Source organism: Hymenobacter armeniacus, assembly GCF_014699055.1.
GTDB lineage: Bacteria > Bacteroidota > Bacteroidia > Cytophagales > Hymenobacteraceae > Hymenobacter > Hymenobacter armeniacus.
Genome location: NZ_JACXAC010000004.1, coordinates 151,591 through 175,566, shown reverse-complemented (window position 1 = coordinate 175,566; position 23,976 = coordinate 151,591). Strand labels below are relative to the sequence as shown.

Here is a 23,976-nt window from a genome sequence, read left to right as displayed (position 1 = left end):
CCGCCAGACCGGGTGCCCGGGGAGGGTAGCAGAAAACTATTCCGACACTTTTGGCTATTTCCCCATAAATCAGTACCTTTGTGTCCGTTTTTCCCGAAGCCTTCGCGGCTCCGTACTCTTATTCAATAGTTTAGCATACCTTTTTTTCGACTCATGGACCACCTGAGCTTCAAGACGACCCACGTCAATAAGGCCAACGCCCAGAAGAGCTGGGTTATCGTAGACGCCAGCGTGGCCCCGCTGGGCCGCGTTGCCAGCCAAATTGCCAACATCCTGCGTGGCAAGCACAAGCCTTCGTTCACCCCCAACTCGGACTGCGGCGACAACGTCATCGTGCTCAACGCCGACAAGCTGCGCGTAACGGGCAAGAAAATGACCGAGAAGGTCTACATCACGCACTCGGGCTACCCCGGCGGCCAGAAGCGCCGCACCGTGCGCGAGCAAATGGCCCGCGACTCGCGTCGTGTAATTGAGCACGCTGTGAAAGGCATGCTGCAAGACAACCGCCTCGGCGCCGCCCAGTACCGCAACCTGTACGTGTACGCCGGCACGGAGCACCCCCACGAGGCCCAGCAGCCCGTGGCCATCGAACTGACCAACCTGTAAGCCAACGCCGGCTTACGCTTTTATTTTTCCACTAAATGGCAATTACCAACACCTCTGGTAGAAGAAAAACCTCGGTGGCCCGCATCTACATGCAGGCCGGGCAAGGGAATATCACTATCAATGACCGGGACATGAAGTCGTACTTCAGCAACGAACTGCTGGAGAACGTCGTGAACCAACCCCTGGCAATCCTCGAGCAAGTCGGCCAGTACGACATCAAGGTGAATGTGCGCGGCGGCGGCATTTCGGCTCAGGCCGAAGCCATCCGTTTGGCCATCACCAAGGCGCTCGTGAGCGACAACGAAGAAACCCGTCCTGCTCTCAAGAAGGAAGGTTTCCTGACCCGCGACCCGCGCATGGTGGAACGCAAGAAATTCGGCAAGCGCAAGGCTCGTCGTTCGTTCCAGTTCTCGAAACGCTAATCCAGGAGGAAATACATCATGGCCCAGACTACCTATAAGGACCTGCTCGACGCAGGTGCCCACTTTGGTCACCTCACCCGCAAGTGGGACCCCAAAATGGCGCCGTACATCTTCATGGAGAAGAACGGCATCCACATCATCGACCTCAACAAAACGCTGGTTTCGCTTGACTACGCAGCCCAGGCTATTCGCAACATTGCGAAGAGCGGCCGCAAAATCATGTTCGTAGCCACGAAAAAGCAGGCGCAGGAAATCGTTACGACGGAAGCCGAGCGCTTGAAAATGCCCTTCGTGACCGACCGGTGGTTGGGCGGCATGCTCACCAACTTCGCCACGGTGCGCAAGAGCCTGAAGAAGATGGCCACCATCGACAAGATGGTGAAAGAAAACACCGCCTACGCCGCACTGGCCAAGCGCGAGAAGCTGATGATGTCGCGTGAGCGCGCCAAGCTCGACCGCGTGCTCGGCGGTATCGCCGACCTCGGCCGCCTCCCCGCTGCCCTGTTCGTGGTGGACGTGAAGCGCGAGCACATCGCCGTGAAAGAGGCGCACAAGCTGGGCATTCCGGTTTTCGCTATCTGCGACACGAACTCGAACCCCGAGCTGGTGCAGTTCCCGATTCCCGCCAACGACGACGCCTCGAAGTCGATTCAGCTCATCGTGAGCGTGATTGGCAAGGCCATCGAAGACGGCCTGTCGGAGCGCAAAGTTGACAAAGAAGACGCCGAGCGCAAGGAAGCCGACGAGGCTGCCATTGCCGAAAAAACGGCTGCTGACGAAGAATAGTCCCTTCCGAGCTCTTTGAAAAAAGGGAACCTTCGAGTAGCTAGGCTCCGGAGGTTCCCTTTTTTATTTTGCTTTCAGGCCGATGTAGAGACGCATACTTGCGTCTCACGCCAGAACGGAATCGGCCGCACGTTTAAATCAATTGTTCAAACGGGAGACGCAAATATGCGTCTCTACAACCCCACCCCTACTTCCAATGGCCGCTATTACCGCCGCAGACGTAAACAAGCTCCGCACCATGACCGGTGCCGGCATGATGGATTGCAAAAAAGCCCTGACCGAAGCCGATGGCGACTTCGAAGCTGCGCGCGACATCCTGCGCAAGGCGGGCCAGAAAATCGCCGACAAGCGTGCCGAAAACACCACTTCGGAAGGCTTTGTGGCCGTGGCCGTGAGCGAAGACGGCACCAACGGCAAACTGGTGGCGTTGGCTTGCGAAACCGAGTCGGTGGCCAAAGTGGCAAACTTCCGCGAGCTGGTGCAGCGCATCCTCGATGCCGCAGTGCGCACCAACGCCGCTACCAAAGAAGACCTGCTGGCCGTGAAAGAAGACGATGGCCTGACCATTCAGGAGCACATCACCGACCTGACCGGCAAAATCGGCGAGAAGCTGGACCTGACCTACGTGACGCTGACCGGCGAGAAAGTGGCTTCGTACATCCACTCCGACAGCAAGAAAGGCGTACTCGTGGCGCTGAAAAACGTGGGCTCGGCCGACGCTGCTGCCGTGGGCCGCGACGTGGCCATGCAAATCGTGGCCATGAAGCCCGTTGCCGTTGACAAAGACGGTGTGGACTCGGCTACGGTGGAGCGCGAAATCGAAATCGGCAAAGAGCAGGCGCGTGCCGAAGGCAAGCCCGAAGCCATGCTGGAGAAAATCGCCCAGGGCAAGCTGAACAAGTTCTACAAAGAGCAGACCCTGCTGAACCAGGAGTTCGTGAAAGACGGCTCGATGACCATCGCCCAGCTGCTCGACAGCAAGTCGAAAGGCATGACCGTGACGGACTTCAAGCGCGTGGCTATCGGCGCTTAATTGCCGTTTTTAGCTAAATTGAAAGCCCCGCTGGCATCGTGCCGGCGGGGCTTTTCTTTGCAGTTATGGCTACTTCTGTCCAAACTCCCAGTAAGCTGCCGGGGATAGTTACTCTACTCGTTGTAATCGTAGGCACGCTGCTGTTAGACGGATTTCTGGTGGCATGGATATGGGCCGATGGAGTTGACTTTGCAATAATGGACCGAGTGATGCCAGGAGAATCAGGGTTTCACATAGACCCGCTTCCCATCAGCTATAAACTGTTGTTAGGCATAATTCTACTTATCCACATAGGAATACTTTACCTATTATCAAAAAGAAGCAGACAGTATGCAGTGGGGTTTGTAGTAGGAGCTATTGTGCCAATGGGTTACCTACTCTGTATTCTAGTATCGTCCTGACTCAGTTTGTATCACTGCTTCTGCCATGCCCGCACCCGCGCCTTGGCGTTCTCGCGGATGTTCATGTAAAACAGCGCGTAATCGGCGATGTGGCGGGAGTAGCGCAGCTTCTTCTTGCCGGAGGGTGGGAAGTGCGGGAAGCCACGGAAGCGCGGCGCGTGCACCCAGAGCTGGCCGTGATGAATTTGGGCATCGGTGAAGTTGGGGTGGACGTGCTTGAAGCGGATGCTGACCGCGCCACGGTTGAGGCTGGCGGGCGCCAGGGCGGAATCGAGCGTCCAGGTGAGTGGGTTGACGGCGATGCTGGGCTGGAACATGGGCGACTCGTGGCCGGCATCGGAGGTGTTGTAGGCGATGAAGCAGTCGGTGGCCAGCGAGTCGGGGCAGGGCTTGATGGTGAGGAATTCGTTGCGTTTCACCTGGAAGCCGATGAGGTAGGCGGCCACTAGTTGGCGGTGTAGCGGGGTGGCTTTGTCGAAGAATTCGTGGAGCAGGCGCGTTGCGTGGTCGGTGCCCTGGCTGTGACTAGCGATGATGAATGGGCGGCCTTGGTTGTAGTGCGCGAGGTAGTACTGGAAGGCGGCGCGCACGTCGGAATAGGCCAGTTCTAAGGCTTTCTGGCCATTGGGCTCCTTGTCGAGGAAGGAGAAGAGGGTGGCCTGCCGGTAGCGCGGCGCGTAGATGCGGCCGGTGGCGTTGAACACGCTGGCCTGTTGCTTGATGGTGGTGCGGTCGGTGTACTTGTTCAGCCACTTTTTGCGCACGTCGCCGTTCCAGTGGCGGGGCGAGTAGTAGGTGGTGGGATGCACGAAAAATACGTCGACGGCAGCGGTGGCCTGCTCATTCCGCAAGGTGGAGTGGCGCGGCACCGCATCGGCCGAATCCCGCGTTGTGGGCAAGGCGGCCCAGTTGGCAGCTTGGGAGTAATCAGGCGCGGGTGGGGGCGTATACTTCTCAAAATCCCGACCCGGCTTGAGAAGCAGCCGGATGCAACCGTTCAGCGGCAGAAACAGCAACGCAAGCAGAGCAGTGCGGAGGTGAGATGGTAACCGAAACATAGTTTGTGAAACGGTCATGTTGAGCGAAGCCGAAGCATGACCGTTCTTTTTTAATTCAATACAACCGGCCAGTGCTTCAGCTGGCGCGGAGAGCCGTCGGCGTTATACAGCAGCGTCAGGGGCTCGGTGGGGGTGGCCACTACGTCGGCGAGGGTGATGTTCCAGCGCTGCCACATTTCGGCCAGGGTTTGGGTGTAGGCGCTGTTTTCCCACGGGTTGAAGATGGCGCCGGTGACGTCGTCGATGAGGGCATCGTACACAATGTGCGTGTCGCCGGGGCGCGGGTGGCGGGGGTAGATGTCGGGCACCACGTGCAGCAGGTGGGCGGCGTAGTACACCCGGGCCTTGAACTCGGCAATCTGGACCGGGTGCAGCGGGCGCTGGGCATCGGCGTACACCTTGCGCATGGCCTGGCCCACGAGGCCAATATCCACCAGGCAGGCCACCAGTACGGTTTTATCGAGCTTGATGCTGAACACGAGGGTATTCAGGTCGTCGTCGTATTCAAAAGGCGTCACGTCCTCAGTTGGGTCGGCTTCGAGCACGAACACGGAGCCGGGCACGAAATCGGCATACTCGGTGGGCACGCGCAGGCCCTGCAGCAACTGGTAGAACGCCTGGAAACGGCGCACCAGCGCGGCGTTTTCGGCCAGCGGGTACTTGGGCTTTATCAGCGGCTCAAACTCGTTCAGCAGTTCGGTGATGAAGATGCCGTAGAACATTTTGCCCATCCAGAGAAACAGCGTGTCGTCGCCGAGGGCTCGCAGAGCGGCCGGGCCTTGCGCGGCGGCGGCCTCCACCCGGCTTTCCAATGCTTCGATGCGGTGGCGGGCGGCGGGGCTGGCGGGCAGGCGCAGGTCCTGCATGAGCACGGTGCGCTGGTCGAGGAGCTGAATGGGGCGCTCGGCGAGGTGGTAGCGGGCCTGCAGCCACTCAGCAAACACGGGCACCGTGTCGTCGGGCCCCACGGGCTGGCCGCTGAGAAAACAGGTATCAGGGCCGAAGCGCATGCCGTCGAAGGGGTCGTAGGGCAGCAGGTCGGCGGGAGAGAATGAGGCCATCAGAAAAAACAGTAGCGCGAACGTTGTAATTGCGTCGCCACGCGCCGGCCCAACTAGTGAGACTTGGCGTGGGGACGCGAACTACAAAGTTCGCGCTACAATGGTTAGGACGGCGCAGGCTAGCGCGAGAGCGAATTGCCTGCTTTAAGCAGCAGCTTGCTCAGGTTGGTGAGGGGGCCGTTGTAGTCGCCACCGGCTTCTTCGGCCACTTTGGCGGTTTCGGCACCCAGGCTGGCCAGGATTTCGGCGATGTCGTGGGCCGGGCTTTTGGGGTCGCTCAGCAGCTCGCTCAGCTGGCCCAGCTCTTGCTTGATTTTGGCCAGGCCAGGACGGTCCGTGGCCGCGAGCACGGCAGCCCAGCGCTCGATTTCCACGATGCCCTGGGGGCCGGAGTTGGCGGGCGTGCTGGCGGTGAGAAAGGTAAGCGTATCGTCGAGCAGCGCGGTGTTTTGCTGGTCGCTCACGGCCATGGGCACTTCGGGCGTGGCGGGCGTCTGCGGGGTGGCGGCGGTTGAATCCATGAGAATGCGAAATAAGGGAGATGCGTAAGGGGCTATACTAGCGCCGTGACTAAAAAGTTAGCCCACGCCGCCCGGTCCGCCCTCAACCCGATGCTCCAACAGCCGGGTTACCTTTTACAGCTCCGCTTAATTAAGCGGTATCATTTCACCTCCATTTTATTTTCCATGAATACTTCACTCAAAACCTTGTTTGCCGCTGCCGCTCTGGCCTTCGCCGCCACTTCCTGCGAGCAGAAAACCGCCGAAACCACCACCGCGGCCGACGGCACCACCACGACCACCGTGACCACCGACAGCACCGCCCCCGCTGGCTCGGCCGCCGAGGCCGGTGCCAAAATCGACGCCGCCGCGGCTAAAGCCGGCGATAAGCTGGAAGCCGCCGGGCAGAAGCTCGACGCCAAGATGGACGCGGCCGGGCAAAAGCTCGACGCCAAAATGAACGAGGCCGACGCTAAGATGGAAGCCGCCGGCGACAAGCTCGATGCCAAAATGAAAGCCTTGGGCGACGCCGCCAAGCGCTCGGCCGAACAAACCAAAGCCAACGTGCAGGAAGCAACCAAGAAATAAGTTGCATCCCGCCGAGACGGAAAAGGCCCGGCCGCAATTGCGGCCGGGCCTTTTCCGTCTCGGCGGGGCTAGGCGGCGGCTAGCTCCAGCAGCACGTCGTAATAGGGCCGGCCCAGCGTTTGGGCGCGCAGCCAGGCGTAGAAGCTGAGTACCTGCAAATCTTCGCGCTCCTGCGAGAGGAAGTTGGGAATGTGGGCCACCCGGTGCACAAAGTCGGGCTGGCGCGCGGCGGCTGGGTTTTCAATCACCTCGCGCACGAAGGCTAGGTACAGCAGCACGGGGTTGTAGGGGCCGCCCACGGGCACGGCGGGCGCCTCGCCCTCGGCCGGCACGGCCGGAAACTGCTCGCGCAAGGTGCGCTCGATGGCGCGCAGGCGGCTCAGGGCCAGCTCGGAGTTGCCCATCTCAAACTGAATGAGCAGCTCGCCGATGTTGCGGTTCACCATCCATTCCAGGCCCAGGTGCTGCTCCAGCCAGTGGTCGGTGCGGCCCAGGCTGAGCATGCTTTGGTTGGCTTTGGCGAAGTGGCCCCCGGCGAAGTAGTGAAAGGAAAGCTGAAAGCGGGCCGTGAGGTCGTCGGAAGCGGTGAGCGGCTTGGGGCCGCGCAACAGGGCTTCGAGCAGCGCGATGCTTTCGGCGTTGCGGCGCAGAAAGGCGTAGTTGGCCGCCAGCAGGAAGGTGAAGCGGGGCACGAACTCGCCAAACTGCCGCGCTGGTCCGGCCGCCAGCAGCGTCTGCCCTTTCTCCAGGTACGCCACCGACTCGGCGAAGCGCCGCGAACGGTACAGGGCGTGGGCCAGCATGTAGAGCAGCCGGAGCTGGTGCCCGCGCTGGGCCGGCGCAAACCCGTGCCGGCGTTCCATGAGCGTGTAGCAACGCTCGATGAAGGGCGCAAACGCCGTGAAATCGCGCCGCACCAGCATGGCGTTGCGGGCAATGGACATGAGGCGGCTCAGCAGCGAGGGCGAGCGGGCAAAGGCCTCCTGCAGGTCGTATTCGGCCAGAATTTTCTGCAGAATGTCGTCGACCGGCACGGCGGCCCGGCCGCGCACGCGGGCTTCGCGCAGGCGCTGGCGCAGCAGACTGTCGGCAATGTTGGCGCGCTCTTCTTCGTCGGCAGCTTTTTTATTGGAGCGGTAGCGGGGCAGAATCTCGTCGAGCGGCGGGGCGTAGGGCGAGTCGGCGTGCTGAATCTGCAGGTTGTACACCGCGTTCAGGGGCTCGTACTGCTCGTTTTCGTGGGCCAGCTTTTCGGCTTTGCGCAGCGTGCTCCAGGCCAGGCGCGGGATGCCGGTTTCGAAGAGGTACTGGGCCAGGGTGAGCTGCCCGCGCACCGAGGCCGCGGCCGTGGTGTCGAGCTGGCGCTGGCGCAGCAGAAGGAAGTCGGTGAGGTGGCGCAGCAGGCGCTTGCGCAGGGCATAGTAGGCGGTGGGGTTGGGCTCGTCGGGGTAGAGCCTGGCAATGAGCTGGTCCGACTTTAGCTCCTTGGGCTGCACCAGCAACTCGTAGAGGCGCGAATCCTGCCGGCCGGCGGCCTTGCGGCGCTGCCGCTGAATGAACACGCCGAAGTCGCGGCGTTCGTCGGGGCCCAGAGTTAGCAGCGTGGTGCGCAGGTCGTCCATGCCGCCAAATTACGGCGCGGGGTGCCGCCGCCAACCAACTTTATTTGCGCCTAGACTCGCAAATTTCTCCTCCCCCGGGGGCTTGCAGCAGCGCGCTGGCAACGAGTGAAAAGCTCACGCCGTAAGGTGAAGCTGACGCGCGAAGCGAAGCTCGACCGTAGCATTCTGCCGGGTTACCTTTTGCCGCCGCGGCTCATTAACCTCGATTTTCAACCATTCCTTTCCCCCATAATCCAATGAAAACGTCCTTCAAAACGCTGCTTCTGGTGGCCGCTCTGGGAGCCTTCACCGCCACGTCGTGCTCGGAGAAAAAAGCCGACGATACCGCCAATTCCGTAGAAAACACCGCCGATAATGCCGGCGAGGCCATGGACAACGCCGTCGACAGCGCGAAAGCCGACCTGGCCCGCGAACCCGGCGACACGGCCGTGGTGCGCAACACGCCCGCCGGCAAAGTGGTGGAAGAAGTGCCCGCCACCCCGCAGAAATAACCTCGGCTCGCCGAGTTGAGAAGCCCCGCTACCCTGGTAGCGGGGCTTTTTTGTGTTTAGGCACCTATTAAAACTTGTATTTACTATATTTATAATATCCCTTATCAAATCTGCAACAGGTTGATTTTTAATTATCTGCTTTATAAACAACCTCTCCGCAAAGTCTGAATTTACTAGAAATGAGCTGGCGCTCGGGGGGGCATTCGTCCACCTTTACGCACGATTTCACTTCAACCCAGACTCACCATGCGGACATTTTTACTCGTTTTTCTATTTCTGCTGGTTGCCGGCGGAGTTGCGCAGGCCCAGGACGTCCTCACCAAGCGCAATGGGGAGGAGCTGAAGGTGAAAGTGGTGGAAATCACGCCTTCGGAAGTGAAGTTTCGCCGCGCCGACAACCTTGAGGGGCCGCTTATCAGCGTGTGGCGCACCGACGTGTTCATGATAGTGTATGCCAACGGCGTGAAGGAGGTGCTCAACGCGGCCACCATTTTCCAGCCGGGGCCGTCCAGCCCACCGGCGGCCGTGCGCGCCGCCTTTCCCGAAGAGGTGCCCACCGTGGCCAACCAAGACCCCAACGACGCGGTGCTGGAAGAACCCATCCGGCTCGACGGGCCGCGGGTGGGCGTCACGTTCCTGTCGCAGGGCGTGCGGGGCAAGGCCCGGGAAGAAGGCGTGGAGGTCGGGGCCGTCATCACGCAGTTTGGCTGGCAGTTCGAGAGCCGCCTGTTTCGGCTGCCCAACGGCGTGAGCGGGCTGGTCGAGTTCGTGCCGCTGGTGGGCGGGCTCGAACAGGGCCGCTTCCTTCCCAGCGTCAGCGGCTTGCTAGGCATCCGGGGGGCCAAGGGATTTGAGTTTGGGGCGGGGCCCAACGTGACGCCGCTGGGCGCGAGCGTGGTGCTGGCCCTGGGCACGTCCATTCGCTCCTATGGCGTCAACTTCCCGGTGAACCTGGCCGTGGTGCCGGGCCGCGACGGCATGCGCGTGAGCTTGCTGGTGGGCTTCAACGCCCGGCACCGCTAACGGCCGGCCCTGCTGCCTCTCGCCATGCGTACGCTCCTGCTGTTTCTCTTGCTATTCGCTGGAGCCCGGGTGGCCGCGGCCCAAGCCTCTACCGACGTCATCCTGCGCACCGACGGCGCCGAAATTCCCGGCCGGGTGCTCACCATCACGCCCGTGGCCGTGACCTATCTGCCCGCCGGTCCCTCCTCCCCCGACACCCTGCGCCTGGCCAATGCCGACGTGTTCCTGATTCGGTACGCCAACGGCACCCGCGAGGTATTGCGCTCCATGGCGCTCACCGTTCCCGCCGGCCCACCCGATTTGCTGCCGGGCCTGAGCATCACCCAGCGGGCAGAGCTGGGCCGCGCCGCCGCCTTCTACTACACCGACCGCGGGCCGTTTTGGGGCGCGCTGGGGGCCACGCTCTATGGCGGGCCACTGCTGGGCGTGGTGGCTCCGGCGGCCATTGCGCCGCACGCCGTGAAAACCCACAACCTGGCCGCTCCCACTCCGGCCCTGCTGGCCGACCCGGTTTACAACCGCGCCTACCGCAGTGAAGCATTGCGCCGCAAACGCGGGCGCGCCTGGAGCGGCTACGCAGCCGGCACGGGCGTCTGGTTGGTGCTGATAGGCAGCTTGGCGGCTAGCCAATAGCCGGGCCGGCGCCGGCAGGCACGTGCAAAATTTCGGCATTCCGAAGGCCGGCTTCAACGCGCCCGGCAACGGGGCCGTACAAGCCCAACTATTGCCTTCTTCCCATCCACATTTTCTTACCTTTTCAACTGTTTCACTCATGGACCTCAACCAGAATAACCTCAACGACCAAACCGAGCTCAAAGCCCGCGGCAACTGGAACCAGCTGAAAGGCGAAGCCAAGCAGAAGTGGGGCCAACTGACCGACGACGACCTCGACTACGAGGACGGCAAACAGGACGAGTGGTTTGGCCGCCTGCAGGAGAAAACCGGCCACGCCGTGGAAGACATCAAGAACTGGTTTAGCCGCACATTCTAGCCCGCGCCTCTTTTCCTCTAACAACGCCCGGTGCCTTCCCTAAGCACACGCCGCCGCGTTGCAACAAAAAAGCCTTTTCCGGCAACGGGAAAGGCTTTTTTGTTGCCCACGCTGTTGCTTTCCAACCCTGCATAGGCGGCGGTGCGTAAGGAAGGGCCCGGTCCAACTTCATTTCTTCCTGCCGCCATGTCCGCCCCCGATGCTTTGCTTGCTGCTGTTCCGCGTACCGCCTCTTCCGGCATTCGGGCGCTGGCGCGGCTGGGCTTTGCGGCCATCGGGGTGGTGTACGTGCTGATGGGCGTGCTGGCGCTGCTGGCGGCCTTTGGCCAGCGCGCCGGCGCCCACGCCGACAAGGAGGAAGCCGTGCAGCACCTGCAGGACCTGCCCGCCGGCAGCGTGCTGCTGGGCCTGATTGCGTTGGGGCTGCTGGGCTACATCGCCTGGCGCTTCACCCAGGCCATTCGCGACACCGAGAGCAAAGGCAGCGGGGCCAAAGGCTTGGCCGTGCGCCTGTGGTACGTGTGCAGCGGCCTGTTCTACAGCGGCCTGGCCCTGTACGCCGGCAAACTGGCCCTCAATGGCCGCGCCGAAAAAGGCGGCGACTCTTCCCAGAGCCTGACCGCCAAAGTGCTGGCTTGGCCCGGCGGCGACTGGCTCCTCATCGTGCTGGGGCTGGTCGTCATCGGCATTGGCCTGTTTCAAGGGTACCGGGCCTTCTCGGGGCGGCTAAAAAACGACGTCGACGGCCAGCACCTCACCGCCAAGCAGGCCCGGCTGGTGTTCCGGGCCGGCCAAGTGGGCGTCACGGCCCGCGGCGTGGTGGTAGCCATCATCGGCTACTTCGTGGTGCAGGCCGGCCGCCAGTCCCACGCCGGCGCCGTGGGCAGCACCGACGAAGCGTTTGACCTGCTGGCCGCCATGGGGCCGCTGGCTTTGGGCGCCGTAGCCGCCGGCCTGCTGGCCTACGGCCTGTACTCGCTGGTGCAGGCCAAGTACCCGTTGCTGCGGGGCGTGTAGCGCCGCCTTAGGCCCGCACGGTTTCGGCCACGTAATCGGCCAGATACTGGTAGCGCGGCATCAGTTGCCCGTTCCTGGCAATGGTGGCGCGGGAAATTACGCCCTCGGCGTCGTCGCCCAGCAGGTGCGGCAGCACGTTATCGAGCAGCTGGCGGCCGAAGTCGCGGCTGGCGTTGCGGGGCAGCTCACAAGGCAGATTGTCCACGGCCATCACCGTGATGTTATCGGGCCGCGAGTAGGCGGGTTCCAATTGCCCAGTCTGCGGGTTGTAGTCGAACGCCGGGTCGGCGATGGTGCTGCTGCGCTTGGTGGTGGGGATGGAGCCGTCCACGTCGCAGGTCACGTCGGCGATGGTATTGATGCGGAAGCCGGACAGGCGGGTATCGGCTTCTTCAAACAGCTTGGGCGCCGCCGGGTGCCAGTAGGCGCAGGCAATGAGCAAATCCGTCACGGGCAGAAACGTGCCAAACGCCGACTCGTACTCCTGCGGGTTGCGATGAAAATCCAGCGTGTCCCACACCCGGCCGTCGCGGCGGCGGTTGTAGTCGGAGCTGCGCAGTTGGGTGTACACGGGCTCGTTGAAATCGAGGTAGAGGTAGTCGTACACACTCACCCGCCGAATGCCCATGCGGTCGAGCACCTCCAGCGCGCCCTGGGCCACGCGGCCCGAGCCGGTCACGGCCATCTTGATGGGCGGCAGCTTCTTCACCTTGAAAAATTCCTCCTGCATGTCGTCCATGTCCACGCACTGGTAGGCGGGCTTCAGGTCGTACAGGCCGTGCTTGCGGCCGTAAGTGAGCAGGCCGTTGTAGGCCCCCACGATGCCGGCGTAGCGCCCAAAGGCCACGATGCGCTCGCCCTGGGCGTTGGTCAGCAGCTCATAGTCGACCAGCGTGATGTTCTTTTTCAGCACCTCCTGCAGCAGCTTGCGGTTGGCGGGCTGCTTTTTCACGGTGTGCGAGAAAATAAGGTAGGTTTTGTTGGCAATGAGCTGGTCGACGGCCACTTCCTTCACGCCCATCAGCACGTCGCAGTCGCTCACGTCGTCGCGCACTTCCAGGCCCAGGTCGCGGTATTCCTGGTCGCGGTAGCTGCGCACGGCGCTGCTTTGCACCACCAGGCGCAGGTTGGGGAAGGTGCTCAGGGCTTCCGCGCATTTTTTGGGCGTGAGGGGCACGCGCTTGTCGGGCGGGGTTTTGGTTTCGCGAAGCAGGGCTACGGTGAGGGACATGGGTGGGAATCAAGGAGTGGATGGGAGCTGCAAAGCTAAAGTTTTCGGGGATGAAAGCCGCCAGCCGCGTGGGCAGCACCCGGCTTTTGCCCGGTCTTTCCCACCCGCGGCAATCCTTTCGGGGCTACCTTTGTTGTCTCCGAAACCAGCCCCTACTCACAACCTTTATTCGTCTTTATGTCGTTGAAATTCTCGCCAGTTGACGTTTTCGAAGCCCGCCACAACGCCCCCGGCGCCGACGAGCAGGCCGCCATGCTTCGCGCCATTGGCGTGAGCAGCATCGAGCAGCTCATCGACGAAACCGTGCCGCCGGCCATCCGCCTCAAGCGTCCGCTGGAACTGCCGGCCGCCCTCAGCGAGCGCGCCTTCCTGGCCAAGTTCAAGCAGATTGCCAGCCAGAACCAAGTGTTCAAGTCCTACATCGGCCTCGGCTACCACGACACCACCCTGCCGCCCGTTATCCAGCGCAACATTCTGGAAAACCCGGGCTGGTACACCGCTTACACGCCTTACCAGGCCGAAATTGCCCAGGGCCGCCTCGAAGCCCTCATCAATTACCAGACGATGGTGATTGACCTCACCGGCCTCGAAATCGCCAACGCCAGCTTGCTGGATGAAGGCACCGCCGCCGCCGAGGCCATGCACATGCTGCACAGCCAAACCAAGAAAAAAGGCGCGCACCAATACTTCGTCTCGGAGCAAGTGCTGCCCCAGACCATCGACCTGCTGCGCACCCGCGCCACGCCGGTGGGCATCGAGCTGGTCATTGGCGACCACCGCCAGATTGACCTCAGCGGCGAAGGCTTCTTCGGCGCCATGGTGCAGTACCCCGCCGCCGACGGCGAGGTGTTCGACTACAAAGACTTTATCGCGCAGGCGCAGCAAAACAACGTTTTCGTGGTGATGGGCGCCGACCTGCTGGCCCTCACGCTGCTCACCTCGCCCGGCGAGCTGGGCGCCGACGTGTGCGTGGGCAACTCGCAGCGCTTCGGCGTGCCGATGGGCTACGGCGGCCCGCACGCCGGCTTCTTCGCCTGCAAAGACCAGTTCAAGCGCGTCATTCCCGGCCGCCTCATCGGCCAGAGCGTGGACGCTGCCGGCAACAAGGCCTACCGCATGGCCCTGCAAACCCGCGAGCAGCATATCCGCCGCGAGAAAGCCACCAGCAACATCTGCACCGCGCAGGTGCTGCTGAGCGTACTGGCCGGCATGTACGCCGTGTACCACGGCCCGCAGCGCCTCCGCCAGTTTGCCGTGAACACCCACGTGCTGGCCCAAACGCTGGAAGCCGGCCTGCAAAAGCTGGGCGTAGAGCAAACCAACGAAAGCTACTTCGACACCCTGAGCCTGCGCTTGGAGAGCGCCGAGCTGGCCCAGGCCCTCCGCCAAGAGGCCGAAGCGGCCCGCATCAACTTCCGCTATTTCGATGAGGTGCGCGTGGGCATTTCGCTGAACCAGAACACCGAGCTGCACGACGTGGCCGACATTCTGGACGTGTTTGCCAAAGTGTTGGGCAAGGAGAGCGACCAGCTGGCCGAAGTCGTGGAAGCCACCGAGCTGCGTGTACCCGCCGCCCTGCAGCGCAGCAGCGAGTACCTCACGCACCCCATCTTTAACACGCACCACGCCGAGCATGAGATGCTGCGCTACATGAAGCAGCTCGAAAACAAGGACCTCAGCCTGGCCCACAGCATGATTCCGCTGGGCTCGTGCACCATGAAGCTCAACGCCACCGCCGAAATGATTCCGGTGACCTGGGCTGAAATCGGCGGCCTCCACCCCTTCGCTCCGCTGGAGCAAGCCCAGGGCTACCAGCAAATTTTCTCTGACCTGCAAGCCTGGCTGTGCGAGGTGACCGGCTTTGCGGCCGTGAGCCTGCAGCCCAACTCCGGCGCGCAGGGCGAATACGCCGGTCTGCTGGCCATCAAAGGCTACCACGATGCCCGCGGCGACCACCACCGCAACGTGGCCCTGATTCCGGCCTCGGCCCACGGCACCAACCCCGCGTCGGCCGTGATGGCCGGCATGCAGGTGGTGGTGGTGAAGAGCACCGAAGACGGCAACATCGACGTGGCCGACCTCAAGGCCCAGGCCGAGAAGCACGCCGCCAACCTGAGCTGCCTGATGGTGACCTACCCCAGCACGCACGGCGTGTACGAGGAAACAATCATCGACATCTGCCAGACCATTCACAACCACGGCGGCCGCGTGTACATGGACGGCGCCAACATGAACGCCCAGGTGGGCCTCACCTCGCCCGCCAACATCGGCGCCGACGTGTGCCACCTCAACCTGCACAAAACCTTCTGCATTCCGCACGGCGGCGGCGGCCCCGGCGTGGGCCCCATCGGCGTGGTGGCCGACCTGGTGCCCTACCTGCCCGGCCACGCCGTGGTAGCCGTGGAGGGCCGCGTGAACGGCTCGGTTTCGGCCGCGCCGTGGGGTTCGGCCAGCATCCTGCCCATCAGCTACGCCTACATCTCGATGATGGGCGGCGATGGTTTGAAGCGCGCCACCGAAATCGCCATTCTGAACGCGAACTACATCAAGGCCCGTCTGGAGGAGCACTACCCGGTGCTGTATTCGGGCAGCTATGGCCGCTGCGCCCACGAAATGATTCTCGACTGCCGCCACTTCAAAAAGGCCGGCATTGAGGTAGAGGACATTGCCAAGCGCCTGATGGACTACGGCTTCCACGCCCCTACCGTGAGCTTCCCCGTGGCCGGCACGCTGATGGTAGAGCCCACCGAAAGCGAAAGCAAAGACGAGTTGGACCGTTTCTGCGACGCCATGATTTCCATCCGCAAGGAAATCGCGGCCGTGGAGGCTGGCCAGGCCGACGCCAAGGAAAACGTGCTGAAGCACGCTCCGCACACCGCCGCCACCGTACTGGCCCACGAGTGGACGCGCCCCTACACCCGCGAGCAGGCCGTGTACCCCATGGACTACGTGCGCGCCAACAAGTTCTGGCCCAGCGTCAGCCGCATCGACTCGGCCTACGGCGACCGCAACCTCATCTGCAGCTGCACGCCCATCGAGCAGTACGCCGACAAAGAAGAAGACTTGGTGCAAGCCGACAAAGGCCCGTCTTATTAGGAAGTTGACAGCTGAGCGCTAAAAGTAAAAAAGCCCGCCTGACGACTCAGGCGGGCTTTTTTACTTTTGGCGCTCAGCTGTTAATTCCACTCACTTACTGCCCCGCTCGCCGAAGCAGCGGCGGTCCATGTAACCGGTTTGCACGAGGCCGTTTTTTTCGAGGCGCACACGCACAAAATAGGCGTTGATGGTGTCGAGCACCTGCACTTCGTTGCCGGCAGTGGTCTGCGTGAGCACGGTGGAAGTTTTTTTCATGCCGTCGTACACGGGGCAGTCCACAATGGTGTTGTGGGGCACCGGCACGGCGTTGGAGGAGGTTTGACGCAACTCCTCGCGGCCGGAGGTGCAAGCAGCCAGCATGCTGGCAATGGCCAACACCAACAAGACAGTACTTTTCATTGACGAAGCAGGAACGGAGGAATGGGAATTTGGGGGTAAGGTAGGATAAAATCCTGTTATTGCAATGCTTCAGGGCCACTTCACCCCCGCCCGATTTGGTTGCTACACCCAATAAAAAGTGAACGTCGGCGTTGGGTTTTTCGTTAGTACAGCAGCCCCCAACACCCCGCCGCTTCTCGCTGATACGCGGGGTTTTAGGCCCTCACTTCACTCTGTATCCTACCCTTCTTTTATGAACCGCATCACCCGTTTTCTGGCTCATCCGGTGGCTTTGGTCGCCGCGAGCTTCGTGTTGCTGCTGGGCCCCAGCGGCTGCACCTCTGCCGCCCGCGTGGGCGTGACCAACGACTTCGACCACGCCGTTAACTTCCGCGCTTTCAAAACCTGGGCCTGGTACCCGCAGCAGCCCAAGGATGCCGAAGGTGGCCCCGCCAAAGGCTACGAGTCCTTCCTCGACAAGCGCATGCGCGCCGCCGTGGCCGCCGAGATGACGGCCAAAGGCCTGACCGAAGTAACGTCGGCCCCCGACATCTACATCGCCTACAGCGCCCGCGTGGAGGACAAGCAGCAAGTGTCGCCGTACTACAACGGCCTGGGCTACCCCTACGGGTACGGCTACGGCTACTACGGCCGCGGCTATGCCCCCGTGACGCAGTACAAAGCCGGCACCGTGGTGATTGACATCATCGACGCGCGCCGCAAGGAGTTGGCATGGCGCGGCACCGGCCAGGCTCAGGTCGACCAGAACACCATCGACGAAGCCGAAACCCACCGCATCGTGAACGGCATCTTGAGCACTTACCCGCCCCAGGGCAACAACGCCCGCCGCTAACCCTCGGCAGGCACAAGCATGACAAAGGCCGCTCCAGCATTGGAGCGGCCTTTTTGTTTATCACGCTTCGGTGGCTGGCTCCGATTCCGGGGCTTGCAAGGGCAAGGCAGGGAGCAGATGGGGCCGTTTGGGGTCCGGCCCGAAACGGTTGGGGCCAACGGTGCCCTGCACAAACTGCAGGCCCGCCCCCAGCACATAGCTCACGCCCGGCAGCAACATCACAAGCCACCACCAGGCCCGAAGGTCCACGTCGTGCAACCGCAACGCCACCTGCACCATGGTCAGATACAGCACGGCTCCGATGCCCGCCAACGCGGCCAATGCCAGGCCGGGCGGCACTTCGGCCGCGTAGAGCAAACCGGGCGTTGCGTAGAAAAGGATTGCCAGGGTGTAAAGCCCCAGCACCCGCAGCAGGTAAGCACGACGGCGCAAGCGCCCATTAGCAGTAAAAAAGGCCATGGAATGATTTTTGGCCCAATATACTGCGTCCTTACACGGGCACGTTCACGTGGCGCTCGGCGTGGTAGGAGCTGCGCACCAGCGGGCCGCTTTCCACGTATTTCAGGCCACGGCGCAGGCCCTCTTCGCGGTAGTGAGCAAACTGGTCGGGGGTGATGAACTCGGCCACGTCGAGGTGGCGCTTGGTGGGCTGCAGGTACTGGCCGAGGGTGAGGATGTCGAGGCCGTTGGCCACGAGGTCGTCCATGGCCTGGTACAACTCGTCGGGCTTTTCGCCCAAGCCCAGCATGATGCCGGATTTGGTGCGGTGGCCGGCCTGCTTGGTGCGGCGAATTTGCTCCAGGCTGCGGTCGTAGCGGGCCTGCGGGCGCACGAGGCGGTAGAGGCTGCCCACGGTTTCGATGTTGTGCGAAATCACTTCCTGGCCGCCCGAAATCATGACATCAAGGGCGTCCCAGTTGGCTTTCACGTCCGGAATGAGGGTTTCGATGGTGGTGCCGGGCGAGAGCTGCTTGGTGAGCACCACCGTCTCGCGCCACACGCTGGCGCCGCGGTCCTTGAGCTCGTCGCGGTTCACCGAGGTGATGACGGCGTGCTTCACTTTCATGAGGGCAATGGCTTCGGCCACGCGGCGGGGCTCGTCGAGGTCGTACTCGGTGGGGCGGCCGGTGGCCACGGCGCAAAACGAGCACGAGCGGGTGCAGATGTTGCCCAGAATCATGAACGTGGCGGTGCCAGCGCCCCAGCACTCACCCATGTTGGGGCAGTTGCCGCTTTCGCAGATGGTGTGCAGCTTGTGCTCGTCGACGAGGCGGCGCACGGCGGCGTATTCCTGGCCCACGGGCAGCTTCACGCGCAGCCAGTCGGGCTTGCGGGGGCGGGCAGGGGCAGCCGTTTCGGGCTGGATAACGGGCAAATCAATCATTTTCAGTTAACAGTTAGCAGTTAACAGTGAGCAGTTAACCCTATGAAAAGTAATTCGCGGCCAAATCGTTTCGACTTGGACAAGCCATACAAAATTAACTCCCGAAACGTGTGCGGCGCACAATGGCCCTTCCAGCACTTGCGTGGCCGGCGTTAACTGCTAACCATGAACTGCTAACTGCTCTTAGCTGCGGTGGCCGAAATACAGCGTGAGGTAGACCGAGGGGAAAAACTGACGGTTCAGCCGGTCGGTTTCGGAGAGGTTGCCAGGGCTCAGAATGACCATGCGCTTGGTGAAGCCTTCTATCAACACGCCGGCTTCGAGGCCGGTCACGGCATCGCGATAGCGGCCGTACTCGAAGCTGAGGCCGCCGCGCAAGTGGAAGCCGGGCACCACCTTGGTTTCGCCAATGCCGCTGAAAAGCGGGCCGTGGTCGAGAATCACGTTGGGGTCCACGTGCTTGAACGGGTCGTACTGCTCGTTGCGAATGTCGTCGGTTTGGATGTTGATGACCTGCGTGCGGGCGGCCGTGTAGTCGTAGCTGATGTAGTAAGGCATCAGCAGGCCGATGGACGGGCCCAAGCTCAGCAGGCCATTTACCTGCACGCCGGCGTCGGCGGCCTTGCGGAACAAAATGCGCTGCATGCCAATGGACGGCCGCAGCACAAAGGCATAGTTGGTTTTGCGGTCGACGTAGCTGCCGCCCACAATGGTATTGATGGTCAGCTCCTTGGCTTTGTTTTTCAGCATCACGCCCTCAATGCTCCAAAAGCGGAGCAGGCGGTCGTCGAGCACGCGCGAGGAGCGCACCGACACGCCGCCCAGCAAGCCGCCTTGGGTGTTGAAGTTGACGCCGTACACGACTTCTTTGCTGTACGACTGCTCGTCGGAGGGCGCAACCGGAATTATTTCCGAGCGCACCGGCGCCTGGGCCCGGGCCCCAATGGCGGCGAGCAAACCGAGGGCCAGCAGCCCCCCAAAGCGAGGAAGGAAAGAAAACATAGTCGACCGAAAATGTACTCCGTAAACCGCTACCGGCCCGGCCCGGTTCACAGTACGTAATTTAGCGAAATAAGAAACTTCCTGGTAAAGGTAACTACCTGACTTGATGAACACCGCCACCGCCCGCTACGCCGGCCACCTACGCACCGAAGCCACTCATGTGGCCTCGGGCACCGTTATTCAGACCGACGCCCCCGTGGACAACCACGGCCGTGGCGAAGCGTTTTCGCCCACCGACCTAACCAGCGCCGCCTTGGGCTCGTGCATGATGACCATCATGGGCATCGTGGCCGAACGCCACGCCTGGGACTTGGTGGGCAGCACGTGGGCCGTGGTGAAGCACATGAGCGCCGAGCCGCCCCGCCGCATTGCCCAAATCGACGTCACGTTTCAGCTGCCCGCCGCCCTGGCCTCCGCCGACCGCGCCGTGCTGGAACGCGCCGCCCTCACCTGCCCCGTGGCCCTGAGCCTGCACCCGGATATCAAGCAGAACGTGGCGTTTGAGTACAAGTAGGGGCTTTTGTCGCGTCATGCTGAGCGCAGCCGAAGCATCTCTACCGCAATAGCAAACAGATTACTACCGCGGTAGAGATGCTTCGGCTGCGCTCAGCATGACGCTTGTTTTGTTTCTCACTATTTCACCACAGCCTGCACGTCGCTCAGGCGAATACCCATGTGGGAGGCGTCGTAAGTGCACTCGCCGTCTTTGATAAGCAGCAGCTGCGGCGACTCGTGGCGCACGCCAAACTGCTCGGCTATCTGAGCTGAGAGGGGGCGGAAGCGCAGCAGGTCGAGGTAGTAGATGGGAAGGTCGAGGCCGCTGTCGGCCCATTGGCGCTCAATCTTGCTCTTGGCCGCCGCGCTGATGGAGCACGTGGTGCTGTGCTTGAAAATGAGCACCGGCTGCTCGTGCGAGGCCTGGGCCAGGTCGGTGAGTTGTTCGGGTTGGGTGAGGGGAAGCCAGGGGGTCGACATTCGAAAGGGATTAGTGAAGAAAACCGCCGCCCGAAGGCGTCGCTCAGAGCGCGCGTACGGGCGGCGTGTGACGGGTGTGCCGGTACTACAAACTTTGCGGGCCAGTTGATTCCCGGGCGGTGGGGCAAATTTATTTCTCGGCTTTTTCCGAGCCAGCGTTGCGGGGCTTGGTGCGCTGCTCCTTGCGCACCACGGTGGTGGTTTTGTCGCGGCGCAGGCCCAAGAAACCGGCCGGCTTTACGCCGGGCGCGGTGCCCTTGTAGCGCAGCTCCTGGTCGATTTGGGGCTGGGGCTGGGTGCTTTGGCCGCGCTTGAGGCGGGCCGGCGTCACGTCGAGGTGACTGTCTTTGAAGGGCGAATCCGTGCGTTTGGCTTCGCGCAGGGCGCGGCGGTTGGCGGCTTTCACCTTGGCCGGTTTTTCGCGCACAATCTGGGCTTGGGCCGCGCCGCCGCCCATCCACAGCAGCAGGGCCGCCAGCAGCCACACCACCCGGCCGCTAGGGCTTGCTGCCGGCATCGTCGGGCGCGGGGCTGGGCGCGGGCTCGTCCTGCGGGGCTTTTGGGGCCACCTTGTGGTCGATGTCGTAGTTGGGTTTCTTGTGGAGGCCATATTTGAAAAAGTCCTTGATGGATTGCCAGGGGCGGAACGGCTTGTGCTGCTTGTTAATCTTGCGGCGTTTCAGCTTGGGCTTTTTCATCAGCCCCTTCTTGTCGTAGCGCACCGTGGAGCGTTCGGGCAGGGTGCGCGGCGCGGTGGTGGTGGCCGTGGGCGCGCTCAGGGCGCCGCCGCTGGGCGTCGAAACGTCGGTGGCGGCTTCCTCGGTGCCGTCGCCCGACTTGGTCTTTTTCTCGGTGTCACGCTGCAACGCCAGCAGCTCTTTGTCTTTTTTCTTTTTGGCTTCGAGCTGGGCTTTGTACTCGGGCGAGGGCTTGGGCGTGGGCAGGCGGTACGGGTGAAATACCTTGTGGTAGAGCGTGCAGCTGCTCAATAGCCACACGCCCAGCAAGGACCGAAGAACAACGGAAGGTATACGAAGAATCACCGTAAAACGTGCAAAGTCAGGAAGGAAGCTGGGAAAGGTAAGGCCTGCGGGCGCGAAAACCGCGCCAACTCCGACGCCTCCTAGTACTGGCGCAGGGCCTGCACCTGCTCGCGCAGCCGCTGTTGGGGCAGAAATGCGGCTTCGAGCGGCGGCGCAAACGGGATGGCCGTATCCAGCGAGGCCACGCGGCGCACGGGCGCGTCGAGGTGCTCGAAGCAGTTCTCCCCTATCCAGGCCGCAATTTCGCCGCCGATGCCGCCCGTCAGCGTGTCTTCGTGCAGGATGAGGACGCGGCCGTTTTTGGCCACGGTGCGGCGCACGGCTTCCTGGTCCCAGGGCAGCAGGGTGCGCAGGTCGAGGATGTCGGCCGACACGCCGAGGTCTTGGCATACGTCCAAGGCCCAGCGCACGCCCATGCCGTAGGTGATGATGCTCAGTTCGTCGCCCTCGGCCACCAGCGCGGCCTGGCCGATGGGTGTGGTGTAGTAGGCCGCCGGCACCGGGCCGCTCAGGCTGCGGTACAGCATCTTGTGCTCGAAATACAGCACCGGGTTCGGGTCCTCAATAGCGGCGCAGAGCAGGCCTTTGGCGTCGTGCGGGTTGCTGGGGTACACCACTTTCAGGCCGGGCACGTGCGTAAACCACGCCTCGTTGCTCTGGGAGTGAAACGGCCCCGCGGCTGAGCCCGCGCCGGTGGGCATCCGGATGACGACGTCGGCGTTCTGGCCCCAGCGGTAGTGGCTCTTGGCCAGGTTGTTCACAATCTGGTTGAAGCCGCAGGTCACGAAGTCCGCAAACTGCATTTCGACCATGCTTTTCTTCTTCTTGATGCTCAGGCCCAGGCCCACGCCCACAATGGCCGACTCGCACAAGGGCGTGTTGCGCACCCGCGCTTTGCCAAACGCGGCCACGAAGCCCTCCGTGATTTTGAACACCCCGCCGTAGTCGGCAATGTCCTGGCCCATGAGCACGAGGTCGGGGTAGCGCTCCATGCTCTGTTTCAGGCCCTCCGAAATGGCGTCGATGAAGCGCTTTTCGGGCACGGCGCCGTCCTGGGGCGCGTCCGTGACGGGCGCCTGGAAGGGCTGATACATGTCGGCAATTTCCTCCTGAATGTCGGCCGTGGGCATGGGCTCGGCGTCGGCCTCCTGCAGGCCGGCTTCGATGGCCGCTTTGATGGTTTCGCGGATGCTGTGCCGGGCGGTTTCGGTGAGGACGCCTTCGGCCAACAGCCACTTTTCGTAGTTTTCGACCGGGTCTTTAGCGGCCCATTCCTCCATCAGGCTTTGGGGCACGTACTTGGTGCCGCTGGCTTCCTCGTGGCCGCGCATGCGGAACGTGAGGGCTTCGACCAGCACCGGCCGCGGGTTCTCGCGCAGGTCTTCGGCCAGCTTTTTCACCGTGTTGTACACTTCGAGCACGTTGTTGCCGTCCACCTGCACGGCGTCCATGCCGTAAGCGGGGCCTTTGTCCACGAAGGATTTGAAGCGGAACTGCTCGTTGCTGGGCGTGCTCAGGCCGTAGCCGTTGTTTTCAATCATGAAAATGACCGGCAGCTGCCACACGGCGGCCACGTTCAGGGCCTCGTGGAAGTCGCCCTCGGAGGCGCCGCCGTCGCCGCTGTACGTCAGGGTTACCTTGGGCTTTTTGTCGAGCACATCGGCCAGGGCAATACCGCCGGCCACGGCCAGCTGCGGCCCCAAGTGCGAAATCATGCCCACGATGTGGTGCTCGTTGGTGCCGAAGTGGAAGCTGCGGTCGCGGCCCTTGGTATAGCCCGTGCGCTTGCCCTGCCACTGCGCAAACAGGCGGCCCAGCGGCACCTCGCGGCCCGTGAACACGCCCAGGTTGCGGTGCAGCGGCAGAATGTACTCATCGGCCTCCAGCGCCAGGGTGCTGCCCACCGAAATGGCTTCCTGCCCGATGCCCGAAAACCACTTGCTCACCTTGCCCTGGCGCAGCAGAATCAGCATTTTCTCCTCAATCAGCCGCGGGCGCAGCAGGTGCTGGTAGAGGTGCAGCAGGGTTTCGTTGGTGAGGTCCTGGCGGTCGAACTGAAGGGCCGTTGCGGTGGGAGTCATGGAGCAAAAGGGGTGGGTTGGGAGGGGCAAAGGTAGCGGGCAGGGATGGGCCGACGAACTGCCGTGCCGCGGCTCCGGGCGGCGTGCTAGCTTTGAACCGGCGGGGCGTCCAGGGCCCGCGCCTTTCCGTTGCCCACTCTCATCTACTTCGCCAGTGGCCGCCATTTCTCCCGCTTCGCGCCCGGCTGGCTGGCCGGCATCCGTGCCTTCGAGGCCCTGCGGCATCCCGGCGAGTGGCTGGTGCGCACGGACTCCTGCTGTATGCTGCGGCTGGGGGTGGCGCGCTAGTTTGCGGCCGAGGCTTGTGCAAACGGCCGGGGCGCAGCATCTGCTT

General features: G+C 62.6%; 27 protein-coding genes. 14 read left to right on the top strand and 13 right to left on the bottom strand.

Features of this window, described 5'->3' with window-relative positions; genetic code table 11:
* The first annotated feature begins 153 nt into the window (after positions 1-153).
* From rplM to tsf, 4 genes are all read left to right on the top strand, one after another.
* Complete coding sequence (rplM, locus tag IC234_RS12285; protein ID WP_190924988.1) at positions 154-606, top strand: 50S ribosomal protein L13; 453 nt, start codon at positions 154-156, stop codon at positions 604-606.
* Positions 607-641: 35 nt separating this feature from the next.
* Entirely contained in the window at positions 642-1,028 is a 387-nt protein-coding gene (gene rpsI / locus IC234_RS12280; RefSeq protein WP_046246877.1) for a 30S ribosomal protein S9, read from the top strand.
* An 18-nt stretch (positions 1,029-1,046) separates the two neighbouring features.
* Positions 1,047-1,814 carry a 30S ribosomal protein S2 gene (rpsB, locus tag IC234_RS12275; protein WP_190924986.1) on the top strand — a complete coding sequence of 256 codons (768 nt, stop codon included), beginning with the start codon at positions 1,047-1,049 and terminating at the stop codon, positions 1,812-1,814.
* 196 nt (positions 1,815-2,010) lie between these two features.
* On the top strand, positions 2,011-2,847 hold the full coding sequence (gene tsf / locus IC234_RS12270; RefSeq protein ID WP_190924984.1) for a translation elongation factor Ts: 837 nt from the start codon (positions 2,011-2,013) through the stop codon (positions 2,845-2,847).
* 412 nt (positions 2,848-3,259) lie between these two features.
* Here tsf and IC234_RS12265 read toward each other — a convergent pair whose 3' ends face one another.
* The 3 genes from IC234_RS12265 to IC234_RS12255 all read right to left on the bottom strand — a co-directional run bounded on the left by IC234_RS12265 (position 3,260) and on the right by IC234_RS12255 (position 5,888).
* Entirely contained in the window at positions 3,260-4,147 is an 888-nt protein-coding gene (locus tag IC234_RS12265) for a DUF3089 domain-containing protein (RefSeq protein ID WP_190924982.1), read from the bottom strand.
* A gap of 209 nt (positions 4,148-4,356) precedes the next feature.
* Complete coding sequence (locus IC234_RS12260; protein ID WP_190924980.1) at positions 4,357-5,367, bottom strand: hypothetical protein; 1,011 nt, start codon at positions 5,365-5,367, stop codon at positions 4,357-4,359.
* A 119-nt stretch (positions 5,368-5,486) separates the two neighbouring features.
* Positions 5,487-5,888, bottom strand: coding sequence for a hypothetical protein (locus IC234_RS12255; RefSeq protein ID WP_190924977.1), 402 nt, complete (start codon positions 5,886-5,888; stop codon positions 5,487-5,489).
* 165 nt (positions 5,889-6,053) lie between these two features.
* Between IC234_RS12255 and IC234_RS12250 the strand changes: the two genes are divergently transcribed.
* A complete protein-coding gene (locus tag IC234_RS12250; protein ID WP_190924975.1) occupies positions 6,054-6,455 on the top strand; it encodes a hypothetical protein in 402 nt (133 codons plus the stop codon).
* 68 nt (positions 6,456-6,523) lie between these two features.
* On the opposite strand, the gene IC234_RS12245 is transcribed toward IC234_RS12250, so the two are convergent.
* Positions 6,524-8,077, bottom strand: coding sequence for a tetratricopeptide repeat protein (locus IC234_RS12245; protein ID WP_190924973.1), 1,554 nt, complete (start codon positions 8,075-8,077; stop codon positions 6,524-6,526).
* Between the two features lie 236 nt (positions 8,078-8,313).
* On the opposite strand from IC234_RS12245, the gene IC234_RS12240 reads away from it, so the two are divergent.
* From IC234_RS12240 to IC234_RS12220, 5 genes are all read left to right on the top strand, one after another.
* Entirely contained in the window at positions 8,314-8,568 is a 255-nt protein-coding gene (locus IC234_RS12240; protein WP_190924971.1) for a hypothetical protein, read from the top strand.
* Between the two features lie 246 nt (positions 8,569-8,814).
* Entirely contained in the window at positions 8,815-9,591 is a 777-nt protein-coding gene (locus tag IC234_RS12235) for a hypothetical protein (RefSeq protein WP_190924969.1), read from the top strand.
* Positions 9,592-9,615: 24 nt separating this feature from the next.
* A complete protein-coding gene (locus tag IC234_RS12230) occupies positions 9,616-10,224 on the top strand; it encodes a hypothetical protein (protein ID WP_190924967.1) in 609 nt (202 codons plus the stop codon).
* A 139-nt stretch (positions 10,225-10,363) separates the two neighbouring features.
* Positions 10,364-10,582, top strand: a complete 219-nt coding sequence (locus IC234_RS12225; RefSeq protein ID WP_190924964.1) for a CsbD family protein — start codon at positions 10,364-10,366, stop codon at positions 10,580-10,582.
* Between the two features lie 186 nt (positions 10,583-10,768).
* Positions 10,769-11,599, top strand: a complete 831-nt coding sequence (locus IC234_RS12220; protein WP_190924962.1) for a DUF1206 domain-containing protein — start codon at positions 10,769-10,771, stop codon at positions 11,597-11,599.
* Positions 11,600-11,606: 7 nt separating this feature from the next.
* Here the strand turns inward: IC234_RS12220 and IC234_RS12215 are convergent, their stop codons facing one another.
* Positions 11,607-12,830 carry an NAD(P)-dependent oxidoreductase gene (locus tag IC234_RS12215; protein WP_190924960.1) on the bottom strand — a complete coding sequence of 408 codons (1,224 nt, stop codon included), beginning with the start codon at positions 12,828-12,830 and terminating at the stop codon, positions 11,607-11,609.
* A gap of 177 nt (positions 12,831-13,007) precedes the next feature.
* Between IC234_RS12215 and gcvP the strand changes: the two genes are divergently transcribed.
* Positions 13,008-15,926, top strand: a complete 2,919-nt coding sequence (gene gcvP, locus IC234_RS12210) for an aminomethyl-transferring glycine dehydrogenase (protein WP_190924958.1) — start codon at positions 13,008-13,010, stop codon at positions 15,924-15,926.
* A 90-nt stretch (positions 15,927-16,016) separates the two neighbouring features.
* On the opposite strand, the gene IC234_RS12205 is transcribed toward gcvP, so the two are convergent.
* Positions 16,017-16,325, bottom strand: a complete 309-nt coding sequence (locus IC234_RS12205) for an SH3 domain-containing protein (protein ID WP_190924955.1) — start codon at positions 16,323-16,325, stop codon at positions 16,017-16,019.
* A gap of 232 nt (positions 16,326-16,557) precedes the next feature.
* Between IC234_RS12205 and IC234_RS12200 the strand changes: the two genes are divergently transcribed.
* Positions 16,558-17,157, top strand: coding sequence for a DUF4136 domain-containing protein (locus tag IC234_RS12200; RefSeq protein WP_190924953.1), 600 nt, complete (start codon positions 16,558-16,560; stop codon positions 17,155-17,157).
* 60 nt (positions 17,158-17,217) lie between these two features.
* Here the strand turns inward: IC234_RS12200 and IC234_RS12195 are convergent, their stop codons facing one another.
* From IC234_RS12195 to IC234_RS12185, 3 genes are all read right to left on the bottom strand, one after another.
* The gene (locus IC234_RS12195) at positions 17,218-17,616 is read right to left on the bottom strand and encodes a DUF805 domain-containing protein (RefSeq protein ID WP_223827652.1); all 399 of its coding nucleotides are present in this window, start codon (positions 17,614-17,616) and stop codon (positions 17,218-17,220) included.
* Between the two features lie 31 nt (positions 17,617-17,647).
* Complete coding sequence (gene lipA / locus IC234_RS12190; RefSeq protein ID WP_190924949.1) at positions 17,648-18,541, bottom strand: lipoyl synthase; 894 nt, start codon at positions 18,539-18,541, stop codon at positions 17,648-17,650.
* A 183-nt stretch (positions 18,542-18,724) separates the two neighbouring features.
* A complete protein-coding gene (locus tag IC234_RS12185; RefSeq protein WP_190924947.1) occupies positions 18,725-19,543 on the bottom strand; it encodes a hypothetical protein in 819 nt (272 codons plus the stop codon).
* Between the two features lie 106 nt (positions 19,544-19,649).
* Here IC234_RS12185 and IC234_RS12180 point away from each other — a divergent pair, with 106 nt between their 5' ends.
* Positions 19,650-20,057 carry an OsmC family protein gene (locus IC234_RS12180; RefSeq protein ID WP_190924945.1) on the top strand — a complete coding sequence of 136 codons (408 nt, stop codon included), beginning with the start codon at positions 19,650-19,652 and terminating at the stop codon, positions 20,055-20,057.
* A gap of 119 nt (positions 20,058-20,176) precedes the next feature.
* Here IC234_RS12180 and ytxJ read toward each other — a convergent pair whose 3' ends face one another.
* From ytxJ to IC234_RS12160, 4 genes are all read right to left on the bottom strand, one after another.
* Positions 20,177-20,518 carry a bacillithiol system redox-active protein YtxJ gene (gene ytxJ / locus IC234_RS12175; RefSeq protein ID WP_190924943.1) on the bottom strand — a complete coding sequence of 114 codons (342 nt, stop codon included), beginning with the start codon at positions 20,516-20,518 and terminating at the stop codon, positions 20,177-20,179.
* Positions 20,519-20,648: 130 nt separating this feature from the next.
* The gene (locus tag IC234_RS12170; RefSeq protein WP_190924941.1) at positions 20,649-21,035 is read right to left on the bottom strand and encodes a hypothetical protein; all 387 of its coding nucleotides are present in this window, start codon (positions 21,033-21,035) and stop codon (positions 20,649-20,651) included.
* Positions 21,016-21,561 (bottom strand): TMEM199/VMA12 family protein, encoded by a 546-nt coding sequence (locus tag IC234_RS12165; RefSeq protein WP_190924939.1) that lies wholly within the window; start codon positions 21,559-21,561, stop codon positions 21,016-21,018. Before IC234_RS12165 ends, IC234_RS12170 begins: the two co-directional genes overlap by 20 nt.
* A gap of 80 nt (positions 21,562-21,641) precedes the next feature.
* The gene (locus IC234_RS12160) at positions 21,642-23,642 is read right to left on the bottom strand and encodes an alpha-ketoacid dehydrogenase subunit alpha/beta (RefSeq protein ID WP_190924937.1); all 2,001 of its coding nucleotides are present in this window, start codon (positions 23,640-23,642) and stop codon (positions 21,642-21,644) included.
* A gap of 129 nt (positions 23,643-23,771) precedes the next feature.
* Here IC234_RS12160 and IC234_RS12155 point away from each other — a divergent pair, with 129 nt between their 5' ends.
* On the top strand, positions 23,772-23,930 hold the full coding sequence (locus IC234_RS12155) for a hypothetical protein (protein WP_190924935.1): 159 nt from the start codon (positions 23,772-23,774) through the stop codon (positions 23,928-23,930).
* Positions 23,931-23,976: the final 46 nt, after the last annotated feature.